The organism is Pedobacter psychrodurus (assembly GCF_032678585.1).
Classification (GTDB): domain Bacteria; phylum Bacteroidota; class Bacteroidia; order Sphingobacteriales; family Sphingobacteriaceae; genus Pedobacter; species Pedobacter psychrodurus_A.
This window is the reverse complement of sequence record NZ_JAVTSN010000013.1, coordinates 88,152-110,155: the sequence shown is the minus strand read 5'-3', so window position 1 is coordinate 110,155 and position 22,004 is coordinate 88,152. Positions and strand designations below refer to the sequence as shown.

General features: G+C 36.8%; 15 protein-coding genes. 12 read left to right on the top strand and 3 right to left on the bottom strand.

Features of this window, described 5'->3' with window-relative positions:
• The first annotated feature begins 52 nt into the window (after nucleotides 1-52).
• Together R2S57_RS10835 and R2S57_RS10830 are read left to right on the top strand one after the other, a co-directional pair.
• Nucleotides 53-688, top strand: coding sequence for a hypothetical protein (locus R2S57_RS10835; protein ID WP_090985841.1), 636 nt, complete (start codon nucleotides 53-55; stop codon nucleotides 686-688).
• Between the two features lie 133 nt (nucleotides 689-821).
• A complete protein-coding gene (locus tag R2S57_RS10830) occupies nucleotides 822-2,174 on the top strand; it encodes a toll/interleukin-1 receptor domain-containing protein (protein ID WP_090985843.1) in 1,353 nt (450 codons plus the stop codon).
• Between the two features lie 222 nt (nucleotides 2,175-2,396).
• Here the strand turns inward: R2S57_RS10830 and R2S57_RS10825 are convergent, their stop codons facing one another.
• Complete coding sequence (locus tag R2S57_RS10825; protein ID WP_090985846.1) at nucleotides 2,397-3,398, bottom strand: hypothetical protein; 1,002 nt, start codon at nucleotides 3,396-3,398, stop codon at nucleotides 2,397-2,399.
• Between the two features lie 143 nt (nucleotides 3,399-3,541).
• Between R2S57_RS10825 and R2S57_RS10820 the strand changes: the two genes are divergently transcribed.
• The 4 genes from R2S57_RS10820 to R2S57_RS10805 all read left to right on the top strand — a co-directional run bounded on the left by R2S57_RS10820 (nucleotide 3,542) and on the right by R2S57_RS10805 (nucleotide 8,452).
• Entirely contained in the window at nucleotides 3,542-4,114 is a 573-nt protein-coding gene (locus tag R2S57_RS10820; RefSeq protein ID WP_159435275.1) for a YozE family protein, read from the top strand.
• Nucleotides 4,111-5,175: a hypothetical protein gene (locus R2S57_RS10815; RefSeq protein WP_090985851.1), complete on the top strand. Its 1,065-nt coding sequence runs from the start codon at nucleotides 4,111-4,113 to the stop codon at nucleotides 5,173-5,175. Before R2S57_RS10820 ends, R2S57_RS10815 begins: the two co-directional genes overlap by 4 nt.
• A 197-nt stretch (nucleotides 5,176-5,372) precedes the next feature.
• Nucleotides 5,373-6,557 carry a hypothetical protein gene (locus R2S57_RS10810; protein ID WP_090985853.1) on the top strand — a complete coding sequence of 395 codons (1,185 nt, stop codon included), beginning with the start codon at nucleotides 5,373-5,375 and terminating at the stop codon, nucleotides 6,555-6,557.
• A gap of 8 nt (nucleotides 6,558-6,565) precedes the next feature.
• Nucleotides 6,566-8,452: a P-loop NTPase fold protein gene (locus R2S57_RS10805; RefSeq protein ID WP_090985855.1), complete on the top strand. Its 1,887-nt coding sequence runs from the start codon at nucleotides 6,566-6,568 to the stop codon at nucleotides 8,450-8,452.
• A 295-nt stretch (nucleotides 8,453-8,747) separates the two neighbouring features.
• On the opposite strand, the gene R2S57_RS10800 is transcribed toward R2S57_RS10805, so the two are convergent.
• Nucleotides 8,748-12,602 carry a hypothetical protein gene (locus R2S57_RS10800; protein ID WP_090985857.1) on the bottom strand — a complete coding sequence of 1,285 codons (3,855 nt, stop codon included), beginning with the start codon at nucleotides 12,600-12,602 and terminating at the stop codon, nucleotides 8,748-8,750.
• Between the two features lie 307 nt (nucleotides 12,603-12,909).
• On the opposite strand from R2S57_RS10800, the gene R2S57_RS10795 reads away from it, so the two are divergent.
• From R2S57_RS10795 to R2S57_RS10785, 3 genes are all read left to right on the top strand, one after another.
• Nucleotides 12,910-13,437, top strand: coding sequence for a type II toxin-antitoxin system antitoxin SocA domain-containing protein (locus R2S57_RS10795; RefSeq protein ID WP_090985859.1), 528 nt, complete (start codon nucleotides 12,910-12,912; stop codon nucleotides 13,435-13,437).
• Nucleotides 13,438-13,442: 5 nt separating this feature from the next.
• Nucleotides 13,443-15,425: a hypothetical protein gene (locus tag R2S57_RS10790; protein ID WP_090985861.1), complete on the top strand. Its 1,983-nt coding sequence runs from the start codon at nucleotides 13,443-13,445 to the stop codon at nucleotides 15,423-15,425.
• 654 nt (nucleotides 15,426-16,079) lie between these two features.
• Nucleotides 16,080-17,927, top strand: coding sequence for a hypothetical protein (locus R2S57_RS10785; protein WP_090985865.1), 1,848 nt, complete (start codon nucleotides 16,080-16,082; stop codon nucleotides 17,925-17,927).
• A gap of 602 nt (nucleotides 17,928-18,529) precedes the next feature.
• Here R2S57_RS10785 and R2S57_RS10780 read toward each other — a convergent pair.
• Nucleotides 18,530-18,709 (bottom strand): histone H1, encoded by a 180-nt coding sequence (locus tag R2S57_RS10780; RefSeq protein WP_090985867.1) that lies wholly within the window; start codon nucleotides 18,707-18,709, stop codon nucleotides 18,530-18,532.
• A 465-nt stretch (nucleotides 18,710-19,174) separates the two neighbouring features.
• Between R2S57_RS10780 and R2S57_RS10775 the strand changes: the two genes are divergently transcribed.
• From R2S57_RS10775 to R2S57_RS10765, 3 genes are read left to right on the top strand one after another with little or no spacing between them, the layout of a single operon-like run.
• Complete coding sequence (locus R2S57_RS10775) at nucleotides 19,175-20,323, top strand: di-heme oxidoredictase family protein (protein ID WP_316845003.1); 1,149 nt, start codon at nucleotides 19,175-19,177, stop codon at nucleotides 20,321-20,323.
• A gap of 35 nt (nucleotides 20,324-20,358) precedes the next feature.
• The gene (locus tag R2S57_RS10770; RefSeq protein WP_316845002.1) at nucleotides 20,359-20,772 is read left to right on the top strand and encodes a ubiquinol-cytochrome c reductase iron-sulfur subunit; all 414 of its coding nucleotides are present in this window, start codon (nucleotides 20,359-20,361) and stop codon (nucleotides 20,770-20,772) included.
• Nucleotides 20,769-21,995, top strand: coding sequence for a hypothetical protein (locus tag R2S57_RS10765; protein ID WP_056095202.1), 1,227 nt, complete (start codon nucleotides 20,769-20,771; stop codon nucleotides 21,993-21,995). The genes R2S57_RS10770 and R2S57_RS10765 overlap by 4 nt, the downstream gene beginning before the upstream one ends.
• Nucleotides 21,996-22,004: the final 9 nt, after the last annotated feature.

Sequence of the window (22,004 nt, the reverse complement as noted above, 5' to 3'; positions counted from 1 at the left end):
ATACCTGTTTGATGTAACATTTAAATTCGGATATTGCAAAAAAACTAATTAAATGGAATTATTACGCTCTCAACTTAATGAACTATATACTTTAATCGTAGATACGGGATATTTTTCCCCAACCCAGTTTGATAAGTCAGCAACAGGTACTGAATTTCGGCTTACAGGAACAGCTTTTTATTTTAAAATATTTGAGAATAGTGGATATGCGAACTCTTTAATAGTTAATTTTTCACCCGGCGAAATACTTTATAAAGATGCATCCTCTTCTATCGTTTGGAAAGATGTAAAAGAATATTTTAAAAAATGGCTAAAATACCTAAAAAGAGAAGTTTCGTCTCCAGATAAATGGGGACGCGCGTTTGATGAAGCACAGTATCTAATAGGTGGTACAGTCGATCAAAATTTGCATTTCACTCACGATGAATATTTGTTAATATCTTCTCAAATTCAAACTATAAAAACATCTTTAGATCGAATTCCGTTATTGCAAGAACAAACTATTGCTATAAAAAATCAGCTCGATCATCTGTTGGAATTAACCGCCCAGCTTAATAAATTTGATTGGCAAAATTTATTGATCGGTACTATCATCAGCATAGTGGTCCAACTTGGTGTGTCCAAGGATAATGCGGTACTTCTTTATGAGTTGATTAAAAATACGTTTCACAAAATATTCCTCAAATAAATCTCATACTTATTGTTAGAATTACCAAGAAGAAATATATAAAACAAAGATGCCACTGCCAGCCTTTGAACGATTGTTTGCAAAACAAAAATTAAAACCTAATCCAAAAAATTAGATAATTTGTATAAATAAAATGGATGCTCAAGAAATTGTAATAGTTGATATTGTTTATAGAGCATATTATCATGCCTATCAAAAAAATGAAATGAGGGGTATAGTAGATATTGCAAATGAAAATGGGCTTTCACTGGAGGATGTTAAAAGATCAATTTTATTTCTAGAAGGAGAAAATCAAATAAAATTCGACAATAAAGGTTATGACCCCGTAAAAAGTGGTGCAGTTTATAAATTAACTAAATCTGGTTATTCATGGTTTGCCAAAACTTGTTATGAAAATGAATTATTAAATAGAACCAAACCACCAGTAACAACGAGAAAGAATCAAATGAAAATTTTTATTTCCCATGCAAGTTCCAATAAAAAATATGGATCTGCTCTTGTAGAATTGCTCCTCGGTATAGGTATTAAGGATGAACAGATCGTTTTCACCAGTAATCCTGCTTATGGTATTCCTATTGGAAATAACATTTTTAATTGGCTAAAAACACAAATTAGTGAAGAAAGTTTTGTAGTCTACTTATTGTCACCCGACTACTATAAAAGTATCGCTTGCTTAAATGAAATGGGTGCGAGTTGGATTGTTGAGAATGAACATGCTGCCATTTTTCTACCTGGCTTTGATTTGTCAGATAAATCCTTTCAAAGCGGAGCTATTGATCCGCGGGAAATAGGTTTTTTTATAAATGACGAAGATCGCTTGACTCAATTTTGCCAAATGTTGGAAAAATATTTTTCAATCACTACGAACTATGTGATCTTGGCACAACGCATTAAAAAATTCCTTAGTGAAATAGATGCGTTAGCTGGGGAATTAGAGCCAGTGAAGGCAGAAAAAGCACCAAGTAGCGAAAGAACTAAATCTGAGGTGACAGAAATAGAACGATCTTTACGCGAGGGCGTTGAGTTGAAACGTAAAATAGACGACATACCAATTATTTCTGGAACATATGGACTTTCCAAGCAATCAGAAAAATTTCTAAAAGACATTTTAGCCGACAAAGCTTCGGACGCAGAGTTATTAATGCTCAACTACATCATTTCCAGAGCTAAATTCAAATTAGGTGTCGGGTGGCAGATGCAACATGAAATAAGCACTATTAACGATTGGGAAGATGTTGTTGAACTAAATCACATGCTTTCCAGGGACTACGAAACTGTGATTAGAAAATTTGATATTAGAGGCCTAACGGAGGTTTCAGCAGTTACAAGTTATGACAATCCCAAAGAGGTTAGTTTAAAGAATGATTTGGCTAAATACATGCTTAATTTACCTCAAGACTTGGTCGACAAAATAGAGGATTCCGTAAATCGGAATAGGAAATCTGGAAATTCTGTCGTGGAAGAACTTGATGATCTACCTTTCTAATTTAAAGATGATCCTGAATTGCATTCCAAACTCACACATATGTAAAGGGCCCAAGTCGATAAAATAGAATTCTATTCTTCTTATGAATGCTAGAGGCACCTATTAGCACCAGAGATTTGTTATAACTGTCGTAGTTTTCTATAGTTACTAACAGGAAATGTATTTTTCCTGCAATGAGCCATTCAATAATATTGCGATAAATTGAAAAGCATGAAAAGCTATTTATTCTGATTTTGGGGTTGTTTTTTTTGCATATTTAACACCAGTTGCCCCAACGCTGAACGCTTTTGTAGGACTAAGGTTTATTCGGTTTACCAACTTATCTCTTTTAGCGAAGCAAGATTTGGTTCCGATAACTTGCCCCGTTTTGCTGATTAGGTAGGTAAACTCCCATTTCCCTTTAGTATTGTAGATAAAGTAAATCTCTGAAATATCAATTTTACTTTTTAAATCCTGCACTTTCTGGTAAATTTTAACCAGCTTCTTGTCTGTAATTGAATTAATAACCGTGCTCGAGCTGTCGGATTTGATTTGCAATTCTATATATGGCTCTCCAGGTATCTCAAAGATAGTCAATAATACCTTATTTTTTGGAATCATACTATTCCTAGTGATTTGTATTGCGTCAGCAACTTTCACGAGTAACTTCTTTGATAAACCATAGATATCTTCACCAATTCCTTCCGCGATCTTCTCGCCAAGCTTAGACATTAGTGGCTTTACAAGTGGTTTGAATAACATATAATATCCAGCGAGTGTAATAACAAGTTGCGGGTCAGGAAGTAAGCTTTTCCGCATTGAAGTATCAAGGCTGGCTTCTCCATCAAACAAATCCATTAATGATTTTCCGGCTCTTTCAAATGATTCAAACGATTTGAAATTGTTCTTATCAACTGTAATGCAGATTTGAGTGATTTCTTTGTTTCGGCCGACCAGCATAAGCGGTATTCCTGAATCCTCTACGACCAATTCGTCATCCCACTCAACCATTTTTCTATTTGCGAAAACGATGGGCTCAGCCAATGCATGATGAATCTGTCCTGCTTGCTTAACTTCGGCATTATCTAAATAACCCAATGGCGGCAAGTCACGACGATGATTAGCCAGATAGCGAAGTTTTAGGTTGCCGTTTACTACATTTACATAATCTTGAAGTTGCTCTAACCCGATGTAATCGCCGTGTTTGTCTACTGTAGTTGATCTTAGAATTGTTTTCTGTGTCATTTTAAAGCGTTAAAGTATAAAATTACTGATTTCTTTAGGGACTAATGTATTGTTAATAATGTATATTCACTTGATGATACGATGATTCCCCTTTGAGGAAATTCTTCATGCTTTTAAACTATTTATTTTTACATATGACTTTATTGGAATTCATAAAATCCCTTGCTTCTGAAGATTCTGCATTAGGTACACTTGCCGATGATGTAATGGGTGATAAAAACTTTCCGTATGATCAGGGGGAAGAAAGGATTATTTCCTATTTACAGTTTATGCTGCACAAGAAAGGAAATGCAGCAATCTTTAAAGAATTCATGGAGGCTTACCAATCACAAAAGGATGTCGAAATCGAATTTAATGATCTGGATACAAAATATGCACCGATGAGGGCCGAACGGTGGGATTTTTTGAAAGCAAATTTTTCCTGTGACAGAGTGATTAGTGTCGGAGAGCCAGAGGACATTTACAGAATTTATGCTGTTGACTCGACAGGAGGTGAAGCAATAAAGTTCGATGTTTATGGGAAGCGAACCTTGACCGATGTTGCTGTAGTTGAAATCGAAAATATTGTCATTGGCGATTTGACGAAAGAACTGTCGTTGGCCGAGGCATTGGCTGCTTTAGGTGATAATAAATTCGAAGGTACACGCACTCCAACCCAACCAAATTATTCGGAGATGATCGATTATTTAAATAGTCATCTCCAAAGCAATAGATGATGAAAGACCTACTTACAGATTATCCAGAATGTCTTTACAACAGTGCTAAAGACCTCAACCTTGGGGCTATCTATCTACGTTATCTGGATCTCTCCATCCCGCCACTAATCACTATTTTCGAAATGGAAAGACCCGCTGTCCTTGCTTATAACCAGTTTCGTAAGATTATTGATAGTCTAGAAAGCCAACCTGATGATGAGTTTTCTTGTAAGGGATTATTTGTACTCGGGATTGCTCAGTTTGAAACGATGTTAAACGATCTGATGATCAAGATTCTTCAATTTTATCCGCAAAAGTTGTCCTTGCTGAAGGGTGTGTATAGTGACGAAAAGGCCCAAGGACTAGCAGTTAGCCAGGAACAATTGCTAAAAGGAGAAGTGATAAACCAGATTATTGAGGCTAGTGTAAACCGACTGGCTTATAGTAGTTTGGATAATTTTTTAAAACTCTTCACCAAACTTTTTGCAATTGACCCCAAAGATTTGAAATTGCCGCAAATTTTCGATGAACTAATTGAAATTAAGGAAACCAGAAACCTGTTACTACATAACAACCTGGTCGTTAACGAGCTATACATAAGAAAGACTGCAGCCGTCAAAAGAAGTATTGAGCCTGGTAAAAAATTAATTGTTAACAGAGATTATACATTAAAATCGTTGACTTTAATTACAGACCTTATTTACGCAATCATTCTTCAAGTGCGTGAAAAATATGGCCATTTTACAGTTTTGCCGCTTTTGAAAAAGCTTTTCGCATATAATTTTAAGAGTCCAATTATCAAATTTGAAGAATTCTGCACACTCAGTGATGACGACGATATTTATGATGGGCCATTCAATTTGCCTGTTGGGAGATCGAGTTCGGAAAATTTTTTCCTTGAGTTCTGGCAAGCGCAGAGAGATGGAACTGCGCTTAACCGAGCTGCAATGGTGCACTTAGGCGGAAGCATAAGAAATTTGGCATTTTTAACTGAAGTTTTTGGTGAGCTCCGGTTCCCATATTGGCAGTATAGCATAACACCGAAAAAGACAAAAAGGATCCCTATATCGAAATTTTCTTAAAAATGACGTCGGGCGAAACGTAGATTTTGACCATTCTTCAATGCATATTTTATCGAAAAGGTGACGCATATAGTTTAGGATAAATTGACAGCTAATATAATTGCCAGAGGGGGTGATCCTAAAGGCGCGTCATTGAAAAAAATATGTTATTTTGTGCATAAATAATTATATCAATAATGTACTAGATAGGGGCATAAATGGACAAAAAATTCGCTACTCAGCAAAAATACTTCGATCTATTTACAAAGGATTTTTTGCCCAATCCTACTCCAAAATATCATGAGGTTGAACTCAAACGTGGAATTAAAACGGTTTACATCAAAGATTTTCCGATAGAATCCATAAAGCTAAAAAGATCACCATATATCGTCTTTATAATATTTGCAAAATTGCTTAATTTCAAATTTCTGGGAAGATGGGAAAAAACACTTTGGGAAATCCCTGTTTTATACAAAGGAATTCCGTTTATGCTTTCACACCGCAAATTCGGCTTTCAGTTTACATCATTTCAAAAGGGAGCAAACTTAACTAAATTAGCAAAGGAAGCTATCAAAAACATTGATAACGCAATTCCATTTGCAGAGCAATTATTTCAGGAGGAGATAAAGCAAAAGGTTATTGATGGAAGAATATCACTCTCCAATGAGTATAGACCTATAAAAGAGCGGTATGATTTCTTTAGAAGGAAGGCCGCAGCAATATACAAGAAAATGAACTTCCCTACTCCTACAGGCGACGCGTTAAGAGATTACGAAATGTTAATCATGCAGAATTTGTTAACGCCACCAGAAGCATCTTTCTATACTGTGGCCATGCTAGATGCTTTTTTCAGCCTACTAGAGCATTCCCTAGTCCTAATCATTCCTTTTTTGAATCATGGGTTTCCCGAAAACAATAATCTGGAACAATTTATTGGAATGAATTGGAAAGGGAAGTACCAGTATGTATTTTCAAAATCTGACCCAAAAACAGTAGCTCACCAACTAAATGCCCTTATAGACATCAAAGAAGAATATCGAAACCCCATTTCACATGGTCATTTTCATAAGAATGGGAATTCCTTTAATGTGCATATGGAAAATCTAGGTGCAATTCCTATGTCACTATCAAAAAACAGGGGTAATTTAAGTTATGGATTTAAATTGCCAGGTGATAAGGAATTTAAACAGATCTGCAATGTTCTGGACTGCTTTGATGACTTCATAGCAAAAAATAAGGAAACTAAATATGGGATACAATATATCAAAACTGGTTTTATAGTGGCTTTTGACAAGAGTTCCCATGAAAAATACATGGATGCGATGAGTTCGGAGAAAGCTTTCGGGAATTTTCTTGATTATACATCGTATCAAATTGAATCTTCCGCAAACATGGACTGGTAAAAAATTAAATGAAAGAGAAAATAGAAAACCCAGATATAACTCAGGATCTGATTATTGATTATTTGTATAAGCAAACAAACTATGCATTAATGCTTACTGCAAGCTGGGGAGCAGGAAAAACATATTTCCTAAAAAACCGAGTCTTTAGCAAAGTATTAGAAACCGGTTACAAGCCCATAATTGTATCGCTGTTTGGCATAAGCTCTATGGAAGAGCTAAAAGATAAAATTTTCGTTTCGGTGTATCCATTAATTGAGAATAAATACTTGAAAGCTGGATTTCCAATTGTAAAGCTGCTTATGAAGGCAGCAGATATTACAAAACTCTGGGGCGGAGAATTGCTTAGCCATCTTGCAGATGGTGCCGATGAAGCCAAAAACGAGCTAAAAACTCAACGATTTAATTTTCTGGCATTAGAAAAACTGCTTATTTGTTTTGATGATCTTGAGCGAATTGATGCAGAAATGCTCAAAGACAACTCGGTGCTTGGTTTTATTAATTCCTTGGTTGAGCAAAGTAATACCAAAGTTATTATCGTAGCAAATGAGGGAAAGCTTCCTCCAGACCTTTTTGGCGAAATAAAGGAAAAAACTATTGGCAACACCCTTCATTTCAGGCAAACTTTTTCGCCCACATTTGCCAACATAATTGAAAATCTGCAGAATACAACCTCCCATTATAAAAGCTTCCTCCAAGAACACTGCAAAACTATCGAAAACCTGTTAAAATATGAAAATGAAAAAGACGTTAATTACCGTACGCTAAATTATCTTTTATCCTATTATGCACCTATTTTTCAGTTCATCAAATCAGAGCTTAAAAATGGAGAATGGAAAGATTACCAGGAAAAATTACTTTATAGTACATTGAGGTTTAGTCTGATGATCTGCGTTGAATTTAAAAAAGGTCGCATTGAATATCACAAGAAACAGGGGCTTGAAAAAGGTATTGAGTATCAGATCAACAGAATGTATGATGAGATAAAAAAGGACAGGATTGTTGAATATGGGGAGGAAACAATAAATAAGTATTTTCCAAATGAAGACTATGATTATTATGAAAGTATATTTGATTACCTGACAGGTGGCAATATATTCAATGGCACCACTTTCAAAAAAGAAGTCCAAACGAACTACAATATGGTGGATGAAAAAACCCCTCCTGCCTATAAAGTATTTAATCAGCTGGCAGCAGCTAATTATAAGAATCTTTCAGATAAGGACTTCATTTCTCTTAATAGACAGTTATTATCTTATGCAAAACAAGGGGAATTTCTATTGCAAGATTACCTCACAGTGGCCTATCATGTAATGAGACACGAAAACGTTCTGAATTTAAAACCGGAAAAACTTGCTGAAGATCTAATCAAAGGGATGAAGAAAAGTCTCCCACGCCAAAAATATTCCCCAATGATCGATAAATATTTAGGCCTTTCAGCAGTTACACCAAATTATTTATCACTAAAAAAAATATCTGATTTTATTAAAAGTGCAAATAAGAAGCTTGGAGAAACTGGAGAGATCAATAAAGATAAACAGCTTGAAGATGAGTTTTTAAACAACTACGATAGTTTACATGCTAAAATGCTTTCTGAGATTGACACAGCACATTATCAGGTCACACTCTCTGGATTAAGGCCAAGCCTATTTCTAAAAACATTTTTAAAAGTAGAAAATGCTAAGAAAAACAAAATAATTACGCTGTTTACAATTATCTATCATTGGAACAGGGGAAATGACACGGAAAAAGATCGCCGCTTCTTGCTCGACCTTAAAAACCTTATTGAGAAGTATAAGGAAGGAAAAAAATTCAGAAATTTGAGTGGAGAACTTCTCCTAGAACTTGACGAACAGGTAAATAAAAAACTAGAGTCGCGAATCAGCTATTCTCAATAACTATTGGCATTGATTGTATGATGTTTATGTTATTTTTTATAACATAACTTGAAAACTTGTTGTAATTACCTATCAGAATTAATTAATATGCATTATTTGCAGATAGGTTAATAATTTTAATTCTTTAATATATTTTTAATCTTATTTTGTCTCAAAAAATCCCTAACCTGAATGAAAAACAATCCATTACGCTACAAATTTCACCAAAAGTGGCGAAGAATAACTCGGTTCGTTAATCGGATGTAAAAACACCATACTTCACCAAACTACGGTCAAAAATCATCAGCACGGGATTCTAATTATGATTGGCAAAAACCCTAAAAAGACACTCATCTTTCTTATCAACTTCAAATCTATGTATCAACTTTCTTCTCTCCAGCACTCTGAAAAGCCAATCATGATATGGCGTGCGTTGAAATTTTGGCTTGTGCCTTTTGTGAAATAATTCGGGGTAATCGCCTTTGAGTTCTGTTATCAGTGCAACTACCTGATCGTTAGAAAGTGTATCTGATCTTTCGTTGAGAAGCTTGATGCGGTTCTCTGCTGAAGATGAAGACTTAAACATACTTTCCATCACAGCAAAAGTTACTGGTACATTTCCCATATCACAAATTAAATTGCAGGAAAGATTAGAAATCTCTCTGTTCGACACAATGGTATCCTCATCCAATAAATTATAGAGCACAAGTTTGTTTTCTACTGTAAAGGTGGTTGATTTTAAAAGCTTAACGATATCCTGTTCGTCCACATCATAAGAGGTACCAAATGTTTTATAAGAAACCTGTCTAACTTCTAAAAGAGTAATGTGCAGGTCCGGAAAATCCTTCTTTAATCTATCGTAGTTTATTTGGGTCATTAATACTGCGCCACTCTTTACCAACCACTCGATCTTATCTCTGGTCATCCCTGTAGTTACCAGTTTAGTGATAGCTAGCCTCTGTGCTTTAAACAATGCCTTGTAAGCCTCAATATCAAGCTCATTGATAGCAAGTAGCGTTTCTATGAAGGTTTTAACAAACTCCTGTGATCGGGAAGGTGCATCTAACATTTTTGTTTTCGACAATTCTTGATAATTCTCTTCTGCATCCAAAAACATCAGAAGCGTTTCATCTAATTCTTTCATTTGACCCTCCTCGGCATCCGGGAGCTGATCATAGTAGGTAAATACATTTTCCCAAGAAGGGAAAACCTCACTATAGTCCATAACTTCCTTCCTGATCTCGAGTTCATCAATAGCCGCCAAATCACTAATCTCAACAAATCCTCTTTGTATGACCTCTGATTTTAAGTCGAAAATTAGGTTTTCATCATTCAAAAGTGCAACCATTTGTTCTTCTTCCTCTTTATTTTGAGAAAGTTTAAGCAATACGTTCTGCACATATTCATTTACATTTGCAGTAATATAATCGTGAAGATTTTCTGCCATAGAAACCATTATTGAAGTGTAATTAGCATTTGATTCCAATCCTATTTCTGAATGTCCCTTTTCTTTAAGCATTTGAACGATATTGACCTCATTTAATTCATAAAGATCATGCTCGTAAACAAAATCAAACAATGTCTGACTATTTTGGTTAGGAGGATCAATGGCTATAAATTTTACATTAAGTTTTTCAAGCAAACCCTTTGCTGGATTTACCTCAGCATCCCCAATAAAAAGTGAGAGAAAATTTGATCTTTTTGCAATATATTTTGCCATATCTCCCTTTAGTGCTGCAACAATATCCAACCCTGCATCAATGGTTAAAAATTTCAAATATTTATCCATTTTGCCAGCAGGATAATTACTCTTGGTTTCTAAAAAAATCCAAAAACCCAGCCAGGCTTTGGCTAGTTGCTTGATAAATAAACCCGCATGCTCAGGTCGCTTTTGCACAAATTCATCAATAAAAGAATTGGTTTGGGTTCGCCCCTCACTTAGGAGTTGGAGAATAGCCTGACATTTTGCTAAAACCTGGTCTCCTGCATTTAGCAGGTAGACAACCAAATCAAGATTGAGAATCACTTCTCTTTTAAAATATTTAACATCAAGTTTTTTAACTACATAATCAGCATGTGTAAGCTGATGTTCAACCGGTAGCGCTGAACCACTTTTGATTTTTCGCTCAAAAACTGAATCCTCCGCAGTCATATTTACTTCATGAAAAAGCGAAATGTAATCATCATAATGTTCGTCGATATAGCCGTTGATCAACAAATTTCTAATTAACTGATTTTCGCCAAATGGTTTCAGGTATGGGTCAATTTCTATACGCTCAAATATTTCACTGATACTCCAGTTTGCAATTGTATTTTTTTCGCTCCTTAATTCATCAATCTCCTTTTTGAGCTGTTCGATGGCACCACCATTTTTTTGGTCTATTAACTGCTTTCGCTGTTTAAAGCTTTTATTCTTGTCAACTAAACGTTCTAATTCGGCAAATGAAAATCTTTCGTCTTTAGTGTGTTCATGATATGTACTGCCGGAATAGTGGTTGAAATAATAATAAGTAAATGAGTTAAGCTTGGATAGTTCTTCAAATGCGGCTGGAGCTACGAGTTGGGCAAATGTTTTTTTACCTCCAGCTTTAACACTTGCAGCATCTGGAAATTTGACTTGTAAGGCATTTACGTACACTCCGATTAGCTCATTTAAGTCCTTAAACTTTAACTCTTCAAGTACTTTTACCTCTCCTACCTTAGCCACAATCTGTTCATCGAGATTTTTTATGAGTTCTTCGATATATCCCGCTTTATTTGCGATGAATTTGTACAATTTACCTTTTCTGCTATGTAGTTTTCCAAAATCCTCTGGGCAAATATTTTTGTAAGCGATCATAGCGAAAAGTTTATCCTGTAAAAGAACCTGCGAAAGGCTTGTCCGATAAAGCTGGTATTCATGAAAAATATTAATCAAAAGCCGCATATCTATATCATCGATGAAGGTTACTACATCTTCGGTAAACTCTTTTGATAGCACATTTTCAAGACCGGCACCTGAAATCAATTTCGCCAGTTGTTCGCCTGCATTTGAAGGGTTAATGAAAGGAATTACTGGAATGATATACTCAAAGAACTTAACTCTTTCATTCTTATCCTCAAATATTTCATCCCTTATCGCATATAGAAACACAATTTCCTTATGATTTTTGCGGGACTTGATGGAAAGCGAATTGTTTAAAAGCGTATTTAGCTCACGAAGTTTGGAAAAGATATCTGTACTTTCAAATCGGTCAAGATCTTCAATAATGACCAGGTTAAAAGGTGTCCTCTCAAAAAAATATAGGATTTCTTCCAGGTGCTCATTAAAAACAGATTTGTCCAGCTTGTCGCCAAGTTCTAGTTCACCTTTAATGGTAACCTTATTAATTTTTGAATTACCAAGCAACCTGATAATACTTTTTGCTGTGAGGCCAATTCCAACAAAAAACACCATGAATATCGGAAATGCCGAATAATCCAACGGGAGTTTCCAATGCCAGCTTGCGGGATTAATCCGATTAATATAATCAAATTTAAAAAGTAGCAGTGCGCTGGTGATCCATAAAATTAATGCACCAGCAATTGAATAAATATGTCGATCAGTAATATTGGTGATTCTTTTAAAACGAGAATCGGGAATGTCAGATGGCTTGACATGATAGAAAATCTGTTGCAGGATACTGATCTCAAGCAAACGCTCAAGTTCTTCTTTTTTGTCTTTAATGTGTCCTTTGTTCAAAGATTTCTTTTTCGTCCTTTGCTTTTTTCCTTTCACAGGGCTGAGGACTGAACCATTTGCTGTTGGGATTTCTACAATTTCTTCATCAAGTGTTTCTTCTAAATCTGCAACTTCCTTAGCAACATCGCCAAATGAGGCAAGGGAAATCCGAAGGTATTCATATTCCTTATGCTGGGATTCAAAGGTATTGATAATCGTACTTTTCCCTGAACCGTAGCTTCCTGTCAGCGCAATATTGGTAATCTTTGGTTCATCAATTGTGAGTTTTAATAAATCAAGGTAGGGCTTAACCCGTTCTAAATCTTTAGGATCAGTTAAAACTTTTGGAGCTAGCGAAATTACATTTTGCGGAGTTTCAGTGTTACTACTTGGTTGCACCTGCGTTGAACTGTGTGAAGTGGTTTGTTGAGCGTTATCCATTTCTGACTTTGCATAATCCCTTATGATCATGCTCCAACGTCTAAAATACAAAATAAATTATAGCTACTCTTATGACTGCGTATTTTCATATATTTCAATAAAAATTTAGCGAAATCGCCACTTAAACTACTCTTTCAAATGCATTGAAAAATTATTATATGCGTATAATTTTAGAACCATTAAAATACTAAAATAAATAGCAAATATTGTTACCTTTGTAATCCTTTTCAAATTGCGTTACAAAACATTATCTCTAATAAATATGTTAGTAACTTATTTGAGATATTTACATATCAGGTTTTAAAGAACTTATCTTTAAATAATAAACTCGGCCATCATGAATAAAATTCCAGCGTTTGATTATGTAGTACACCAACTGCAAAATTGGTATCTTGAAAATGGTGGAAACATGGAAAATAATGATTTATCTAAGTTAAAGATAACGAAATTGCTTTTTTTTACATGTGCCGCATCAGCTTCTTCAGATCAAGCTGGGTTACTTTCTCATTTCGACAATTTCTATGCACTACCTTATGGGCATGTTGAAAGTGACATTCAGGACAAAATGGATATGTCAGTATTTTTCAACATTTCAAAAACTCAACTGACATATAAGACAGCAGGAAGGATGTACGAGGCCGAAAATCTAAGCTTAGAGATAAAAGAAATAATTGACCATGCAATCGAAAAGTTGAAAAATATAAATTACAATTTAATTAAGCTGACAGCTTTTGAATTGGTCGACCTAAGCCACATGTGGCAGTCATGGAAGAGTGTATTCTCGCTTGCTCAACAAAACGGAAGGTATTCCATGAAAATTCCAGTAGAAATGATAATGGCCGAGCCGAAAATTTTTAAGTTATAGTTTAAATGCATCATCTAAATAATGCCCTCTCAAAACTAAATTCTGTCTTTCATTCGACTTGGACAACCGCATTATCATCAGTTTTAAGCTCGGATAACATTAATGACGTTAACAACAAACTTGCTGCACAGGTTGCAATTCTTGGCATTATAAACAGAATTTCGAATGAATTTTATAAGGAGTTAAATCTTTCTATAGTATCTGGTGAATACGTTAATGATTTAACAATTTCAGATACCAAAATATCTGAAATTGAAAGTTTTATTTCTCTACAGGCAGTTTTTGACGTTCCTCGATTTCCAAATATGCTCCAATATTATCAAGATATATTTGCAGAGGGGTTTTTACAACCTATTAGGTTAAATTTATTACAATATAGAGCTTTACTAAAGGTTGTAGGAAGACATATAGCACATCAACCAGGTTCAAGCATGCTATTTCATGAAATAGCTGACCCACCACCAACAAGTAGAAGATTTACAACTACAGCAACTAAACTGTCTGAATTGTTCAATTTCAATGTTAAAGTAGCTGAAATTGACCACACACTAAGTTTTGAAAAAAATACTTTTAAACAACTTTTACTCCTCCAACACAAGTTAAAGAATTTTGCTATTGCTAGTGACGAACTTGAATTGATTTCGGACAAATGTGATTTTTTATTATATAAGTTATCCTTTAGACTAGAGCAATCAAATAAGAAATTTCACTACGTAATAGATTTCAACTACTCTACCTTAACTTTAAAAGAAGTTAATCGTTTTTCTAAATATACAGACATCATAAAAGGCCACTATGGAAAAAATGCAACTGTTATAGCATTTAATCAGCGATCGGCAAATGCTCAAGGTAAGTTAGATACAACTCCAACAACGCTTAACCTAGATGAATATCACTCTTTGATAAAAAAAATCAAGGATGTAGATAAGAATGTAGAATCATTAAATAAATTAAACACAAATTATAGTCTAGCCTACAACCAGCGCATTCTTGGAGCATTGAGCGATTTTGATCGTCGTGCATATGACATTGACATGTGCTATATTGAAAATAATCTATTCTCATTAGAACTAGAAAGAAAGCTGATAACTTTAGATAATTGGGAATCAAAGCTTCAAACGTACACAACGAGGGCTGAATCTTTAAATAACAGCAACTTCTTCCCTTTTTACAAAATTATTGCTGAATTTTTAGTTCCTGAAATTGAAAAACAATTTAAGATCAATAATGAGGAAAGCCTTAAAGTAATTAATAAATTGCTTGATAAGTATGATAAATACTTAACTTCTTTGATTATTAATGCAACAATTTGTGAAGAAACAGATTACATAGCATTCCAAACAGATTATGCAACATCCTTAACTCCAATTAGGCTTAGTAGTGGTTTTACTTACAATTGTTTTGTCTCCTCATCATTTGTTCTCCCAATAGAATACACAAAATTTAAGGATGAAATTGACATATATAAAACTAAATTAACAAAATTTAGAGCTATGTATGATATACAGGATCTGTTACAAACGGATCACAAAACGATTCAGGAAGTCAAGGAGGAAATTGAAAAGACAGATAAGCGACATATAGAGATATTATCTATCTTTTCGGCATTAGTATTGTTTGTATCTAATGAAGTTCAAATTTTCAGCAAGTTAACAAAATTAAGTGACGCAATAATTTACTCACTTTCCTTCGCTTATGGGCTTGGCTTATTTGTTTTGTTAATTTGGTTTATTACTCGATCAGAGGGCGTTAGAAAAACTCGAATTACTAATACTCACAAACTAATTTTTGGCGTTTTCGCGTTAGGTTTTATACTTCAGGTAACATTTTTAAGATATCCCCATTTATTCAAATCAGAAAGAGATAATAAAATTGATAACTTAAGCTTTAAAATTGATTCAGCAAAAAAGGAACTATCTCTCGACACAGCAATTCAAAAATTAGTTAAAAAGGATACTTTACGAACCAAAGTTGCTCAGAAAAAATAGTGATTGTTTAACGATCCATATTCCTTTTTTGGTGATCAAACATTCCATTGCAACCATAATTGACTGTCATTATCTTCAATACAAAAAAATAATATTTCTGCTGGAGATGTCGGAAAAAGTGTTTTTTATCCTTAGTAATTTCGGGAATATTGACGACAAGGGGATTTCAGCAAAAATGGCTACCCGTTCCGCTTTTAAGCTATCACCTCATTTCGCTTTAAAGTGACAACTTTATTTCAGGGCAAACTGGGCGTTCTAATCTTTCGATCAGCTTTTTTCGTGACTGGCTTTCGGGAACATTCTTATAATTTCTGCATTAATATATACTCCTAGGAGCATATCTTCGATTCGGGATGGACTAATATGGGCCTTTCGCTATTTTGGAGGATTATGGCGTTTTTTCTGCATTCTGGCACCTATGAATGGATCTTGATTTTTAGAACCGTCTGAATTTAGTATTTCCGGTGGTAGGATGGATTAAACAAAAAAGTCCTGAGGAAAACGGTTTGGATTAGAATTGTATATTTGTCCAGAGGGAATGGAACTTAGATGTACATCATCCGGTAATCAAATTGGCAGTCAGTTTAAAGCGAACCAGAAGCGTCACTACAGGTTCTTCCCCAGTCATATCAAAATTCCTAAAAAATAACGCTCATGAAATACGATATTCACTCAATAATGTCCTACGAGATTTTTCTGCTTGGACAATACCAAATTGTTACCAAAGGCCTTTTTTACGTGAATGGTAGTTATTTCATTTACTGCCCTGATATTACGGAGACCACCCTAGCCATTGATGGCTCCAAAATCCATGAATGGTTTAGGTTACACAAAATCATGGGCACTTTAATCTTTTTAGTCAGCGAAATACCTGAATCTTCCGTGCAAATCGATGATCAAATCAAACAACTTACATCTCCAGGAACGGGATATCTCCTTACAAGGGCAGATGTTGGGTATGAGCTCAAATTGCTAATACCAAAAATTTATCCGGACTATGAAATCTTGGACAGCATGCCAATCACAGTTTCTTTCCTTGAAGAAGTTTCGGAAGATGGATTTAGCAATCTTCGAAAAATCTTTCAAGCGGCAAAATTCCAAGTTGAAATAAACTTTGTTAATAGCAAAATGCCCCATGTGAGCAAGCCTGAAAAAGAATCGATCTTCAGAAACATCCAAACATATAGAGATTTAAAAAACAAACTTTCACCAGTTTTAAATAAAGCATGGGAGGAAGAAGAGGATACATGGTTAGATAAAAGGCAAAAAATAATTAATGCTAGTCCAAAAGAGTTCGGTCCGTATCGTCCTGTCTCACTTCAAAAGAGATTATTCAGGTGTTTGATCGACTGCAGTTCAGGTTTTTCCGAAAATATTAGAAATTACTTGACAATGTATGACCAGATTTGTCTTGTTGCACCACATTCAGAATACATGAATCAGACATTGGTTGCATTGGGTCTTTCAAAAAAGGAATTGCTCGAGTTGCATAAATTGGGAAAGTTACAGCTCCTTTTTCCAAAATCTATAGATTATTATGACCAAAATTTTGTCCTAGAGTTATTAGAAACCAAAAAGGAAAATGTTCATCTTTCCAGAACGGTAACAACAATGACAATAATGGAAATGAAAAAACGAAATCCATTATTATTCCCCCCCTTGTCTATACAAGAAAAGCAGGTGTTGCTTGGAGCAATCGATAAATCAGTTCCGGTCTTGACAAAGAACAAACGTTTTGCAGATGCCATCCGAAAAACAATATCGGAAACAGGAAACATGTGGATACGCCTTCCTAATGCGATGAACCAGCAGGATTCCATTGTATTAAGTAGTTATGGCACCATCAATCTTATGGGACCCATATTTGAGTTAAACGAAAATCGGGATTTGAAATTGGAATTCATGACGGCTATACCTGCCGTAGAAATGGCTGCAAGTACTGGATCAGTTCTAGTGCCGACGACAGTCCATGGATATGATACGACAAATGTAAGTTCTCTGATTGCAGACCTCTATTCTGGGACACCAAGGGCAGATTGGGTCTTGCATAATAAGAATTTCACAAATTTCACGGCAGAAAATATTTTGGCTGTCAGCGCCAATCTTCCAGTAATTGAACTTGCTACGACTTTCGATTCCGTAGAAATACAAAGATTCAGAGATCTGGTTTTAAATATATCTAAACACCAAAAAACCCATGAAGATGTTTCAGAAACAGTAGAAGCTTATAACCATTTCGTTAGACAGTATGAAAAGAATAAAAATAATCTTTCCGCATGGAACATTAAAGGTTTTGTCATTGGCCTGATAGGAAAGGCCATGCCGGGTGTCCCGATGGCATCGTGGTTAATCAATCACGCCCTCAAACATATTATCAAAATTAGCGGTAACGCCCCAGAGCTAATCAAAATTGTAGAAACGATAGAAGCAGAACTGCAAGGGGGAATACCAGATGCAGTATTACTAAGCAAGATGAGGGATAAAGTCAAAAAAAAGATGTAATCCACATATATGAAAGTTTCTTTTCACTTTGACTATTTAATCGAAACTAACTAAATTTATAAAACAATATAGTTCTTATGAAACTTTGGTTCTTTCTCAGGCTTTGCATTAATATTGCCAAAGCATTTAGCACGATATCACCATAAATAACGAAATAGAGAGACTAAATACCATGTATTATTAATAACATCTTCACCACTTTTTCAAAATTTCCTACCGCTTCACAGTGCTCAAATAAGGTCGAGCTTCCGCAGATTGACTCTACCCAATAAGCATAAACCGGAAAATCCTTTAATAATAGAAATGAGAATTAATCAAAGGTGAGTTTTTGGCATCAAAGCAGAATTAACAAAACTCAAAAAACTAATTCACAACTAATTACACCACTAGGTTCAACACTCTTTCGCCTCAATCCAACACATCATTTAAAATTCCTCCTTTGCAACAGGGATAGTAGCGGATACCTGCCCAGCGCCTAAAGCCCGAAGGCGTATGAGCGGATAGCCCGGCTGTTGCCCAAACAACAAAGCACGCCGAACCCTATAGACGTAAAAAGCCACTTATTCATACCAGTGGCCTTATTTCCCAAAACAGTCTCTTGTTTATTTATCGTTATTTTTTTTCTCTGTAACTTCAGCCCTTATCTCTTGAGCCAAAACCTTAAGGTCCTGCATTGCCTTACGTACTCGCGTACCAGCCGCTGCATTTCCACCATCATAAAATTTCGTTACATCGGCTTCTACTGAAGCAATAACTTCCTGCACCTGTTTGAATTTGTCCATAACTGTTTTTTTTAAAGGGCCCGATGACCACGGTATTGTTTTTTATCTAGGAAACCGTATTCCAGCCCTAAAACTAAACATTTCAACCAAAATTCGAAAAGAACTTTAAAAATTCCGAATCCCGGCACCATTGCCTGCCCTTTTTACATCTGCTTACAAAGGATAAACCGTGGCATCCGCCAACAAAATACCCTATCCGGTGAAGTTCCTGATTTGAAAGCAATAGATGATTTACTGTTTCGGTTTATAATATCGCATTCCGTGCTTTTGTTAAAAAAGTAGTTCATTTTGGGAGCCGTGCATTATAATTCCGACACCGTTAAAATCAATCTAAAAATAAATTTAGATAAATCTAAATTTATTTTTAGTCTTTTCTATTTTTAATATTAGATTTACAAAAAATCAGATAACATGCAGAAAAGATTACCCATTGTCCTGCTTTCACTTATGAGCCTAGTTGCTATAATGGTGTCCTGTGAGAAGATAATCCCTTCTTCTCCAAAAGAGGATGAAATTCTTGATGGCCCGGTGGAAGGACTCAGCTATGACCAGCTCAGACGTTTCGCTTTGGGAGATGCGGCCTTTAACAATGAGATATTTACTCCTGCGAATGGCCTTGGTCCTGGCTTTGTTGCAACCAGCTGCGGAAGCTGCCATGCTGGAGACGGCAAAGGCCATCCCTTTACTACGCTGGTCCGTTTCGGGCAGACCGATGAGACAGGCAATAAATTTTTGGACCAGGGAGGCCCACAACTGCAGAACAGGGCTATTCCCGGGTACAAACCTGAGCAAATCCCAGCAGGCGCCAGCTTTTCAAAATTTACACCGCCTGCCAATACCGGCCTTGGCTTTCTCGAACTGGTAGCTGATGCAGATATACTAGCTATGGCTGACCCCCAGGATCTGGATAATGACGGCATTTCTGGTGTCCCAAATTACGCAGTGCTTCCGTCATATGTTCAGGCCTTTAACAACGCTATTGCACTGAAGGGAAAATATATCCATCGTTTTGGAAAAAAGGCGGCAGCATATAACCTGCTCCACCAGACTGTTAATGCCTACAACCAGGATATCGGGATAACTTCAAGCTTTGATCCTGTGGATGCCTATACGCGGATGGTGATTGATCCTGAAATTTCCACACTTACAGTGAATAACGTGGTGTTTTATCTACAGACGCTAAAAGCGCCCATACAGCGCGATGCCGGAAATGCCGAAGTTGAAACCGGCAGGAAACTGTTCGAAAAGATCAACTGTTCAGGCTGTCACAAGCCTACCCTAAAAACAGTTTTTTCCCCAGTGGTTGCTCTATCCAACAAAGAATTCCATCCCTATACCGACCTGCTGCTTCACGATATGGGACCTGGGCTGGACGATGGTTATACGGAAGGATCGGCTAAGACCTTCGAATGGAGGACCCCGCCCCTATGGGGACTGGGACTTTCGATGAATTCACAGGGTGGATCTTATCATCTGCTGCATGACGGAAGGGCAAAAAGCATCGAAGAGGCGGTAACCCTTCATGGAGGAGAGGCATCTGCAAGCCGCAACAGGTTCAACCAGCTGTCTGGGGCAGAAAGAAATGCCATGCTGAGATTTTTAGAATCACTATAGAAATGAAAAGAAAAGATTTTATAAAAGGCTGTGGAATGGCCTGCCTTGGAGGCCTTGGGATCACCACGTTGATCAGTGGATGCAGCAGCCTGGTGCCGGCGACGGGCGAGATTGCAGGGGATAACCTGGTCGTAGAAATGAAGGACTTTGAACTCAGACAGGGAAAAAATGTCCAGTTCAAAAGATACATTGTAGTCAGCAATGACCTGCTCCGATATCCCATCTGTATCTACCGGCATGATGAACTGAATTATTCTGCACTATGGATGCAGTGCACCCACCAGGGAACCGAGCTCCAGGCTTTCGGAGACAGGCTTCAATGTCCGGCCCATGGAAGTGAATTTGACAATAAGGGCAGAATGACAAATGGTCCGGCAGAAGCAAACTTAAGAACTTTCCCCATTACCATAGAAAAAACCAGGATCAAAATTTCACTGAAGGCAGTATGAAAAAACTCTTTACGCTTATCATATCTATTGGTATCGGTCAGATGGCTTTTGCCCAGATCGACCCGAAACTTTTAAGGGCCAAACCCAGTGATACAGCAAAAAACTCACTCAACATGGATGCAGTTTATGAACGGCCTTTTATTGCCGTGGGAAAACTTCCGGTATCAGTGGGCGGGTATATGGAAGCCAACTGGCAGTATCAGGGTACAGACGGGATCTCTGAAGGACAGCAGTTCCAGTTCAGAAGGATGACGCTATTTGTAGCCTCAACCATTTCCAAGCGCATCAAGTTCCTTTCCGAGATCGAATTTGAACCTGCTGAAAAAGAAATAGCGGTTGAATTTGCTGCGCTGGATCTGGAACTGCACCCCTTGCTTAATTTAAGGGGTGGAATGATATTAAATCCCATTGGTGCATTCAACCAGAACCATGACGGTCCTAAATGGGAATTCACCGACCGTCCGATCGCCATGACACAGATGCTGCCTGCAACCTGGAGCAGTGCAGGATTCGGGATTTATGGCAAGAACTATAGCGGTGACTGGATGCTGGGCTACGAGTTATATGCCACAAGCAGCTTTGACGATTCCATTATTGCAAACCCTGAAAACAGAACCTCTCTGGCTGCCTCAAAAAGGAATCCGGAAAGGTTTGAAGAAATTGCAAGCGGGCAGCCGCTTCTAACGGGAAAGGTTGCGGTACGCAGGAACAATATAGGCGAACTCGGCGTATCCTATATGGGAGGTGTTTACAATAAATGGCAGTCGGACGGAATTGTTATCGATGACAAACGCAGGTTAAATGTTTTCGCCATAGACTTTAACACTACACTTCCCAAACTTAAGACCTTCATCACCGCTGAGTGGGCATGGATCAGGGTAGATGTTCCCGACACCTATTCCCAGCAGTTCGGGAGCCGTCAGATGGGCGGATATATAGATATTGTTCAACCTGTGATCAAAAAAACGATTCTGGGCTGGCAGCATTCTGTTGTAAGTTTAGCCTGCAGGGTAGAGTATGTGGACTGGAATGTAGGGAAGTTCAGGGAGACCGGCGGGAATATTGGTGATGAGCTTTTCAGCGTAATGCCCGGCATCAGTTTCAGGCCAAGGCAACAAACCGTGCTGAGGTTTTCCTACCGAAAACAGTGGCAGAAGGATATCCTTGGAAACCCGCCTGCCAGAACCGGAGCGGTGCAGTTCGGGGTGTCAACCTATTTTTAATGATACCTG

Excerpts from the sequence above, each read along its gene's own strand:
- R2S57_RS10835 (WP_090985841.1), top strand. The coding sequence starts at position 53 with ATGGAATTATTACGCTCTCAACTTAATGAACTATATACTTTAATCGTA.
- R2S57_RS10830 (WP_090985843.1), top strand. The coding sequence starts at position 822 with ATGGATGCTCAAGAAATTGTAATAGTTGATATTGTTTATAGAGCATAT.
- R2S57_RS10825 (WP_090985846.1), bottom strand. The coding sequence starts at position 3,398 with ATGACACAGAAAACAATTCTAAGATCAACTACAGTAGACAAACACGGC.
- R2S57_RS10815 (WP_090985851.1), top strand. The coding sequence starts at position 4,111 with ATGATGAAAGACCTACTTACAGATTATCCAGAATGTCTTTACAACAGT.
- R2S57_RS10810 (WP_090985853.1), top strand. The coding sequence starts at position 5,373 with ATGGACAAAAAATTCGCTACTCAGCAAAAATACTTCGATCTATTTACA.
- R2S57_RS10805 (WP_090985855.1), top strand. The coding sequence starts at position 6,566 with ATGAAAGAGAAAATAGAAAACCCAGATATAACTCAGGATCTGATTATT.
- R2S57_RS10800 (WP_090985857.1), bottom strand. The coding sequence starts at position 12,602 with ATGATCATAAGGGATTATGCAAAGTCAGAAATGGATAACGCTCAACAA.
- R2S57_RS10795 (WP_090985859.1), top strand. The coding sequence starts at position 12,910 with ATGAATAAAATTCCAGCGTTTGATTATGTAGTACACCAACTGCAAAAT.
- R2S57_RS10790 (WP_090985861.1), top strand. The coding sequence starts at position 13,443 with ATGCATCATCTAAATAATGCCCTCTCAAAACTAAATTCTGTCTTTCAT.
- R2S57_RS10785 (WP_090985865.1), top strand. The coding sequence starts at position 16,080 with ATGAAATACGATATTCACTCAATAATGTCCTACGAGATTTTTCTGCTT.
- R2S57_RS10780 (WP_090985867.1), bottom strand. The coding sequence starts at position 18,709 with ATGGACAAATTCAAACAGGTGCAGGAAGTTATTGCTTCAGTAGAAGCC.
- R2S57_RS10775 (WP_316845003.1), top strand. The coding sequence starts at position 19,175 with ATGGTGTCCTGTGAGAAGATAATCCCTTCTTCTCCAAAAGAGGATGAA.
- R2S57_RS10770 (WP_316845002.1), top strand. The coding sequence starts at position 20,359 with ATGGCCTGCCTTGGAGGCCTTGGGATCACCACGTTGATCAGTGGATGC.
- R2S57_RS10765 (WP_056095202.1), top strand. The coding sequence starts at position 20,769 with ATGAAAAAACTCTTTACGCTTATCATATCTATTGGTATCGGTCAGATG.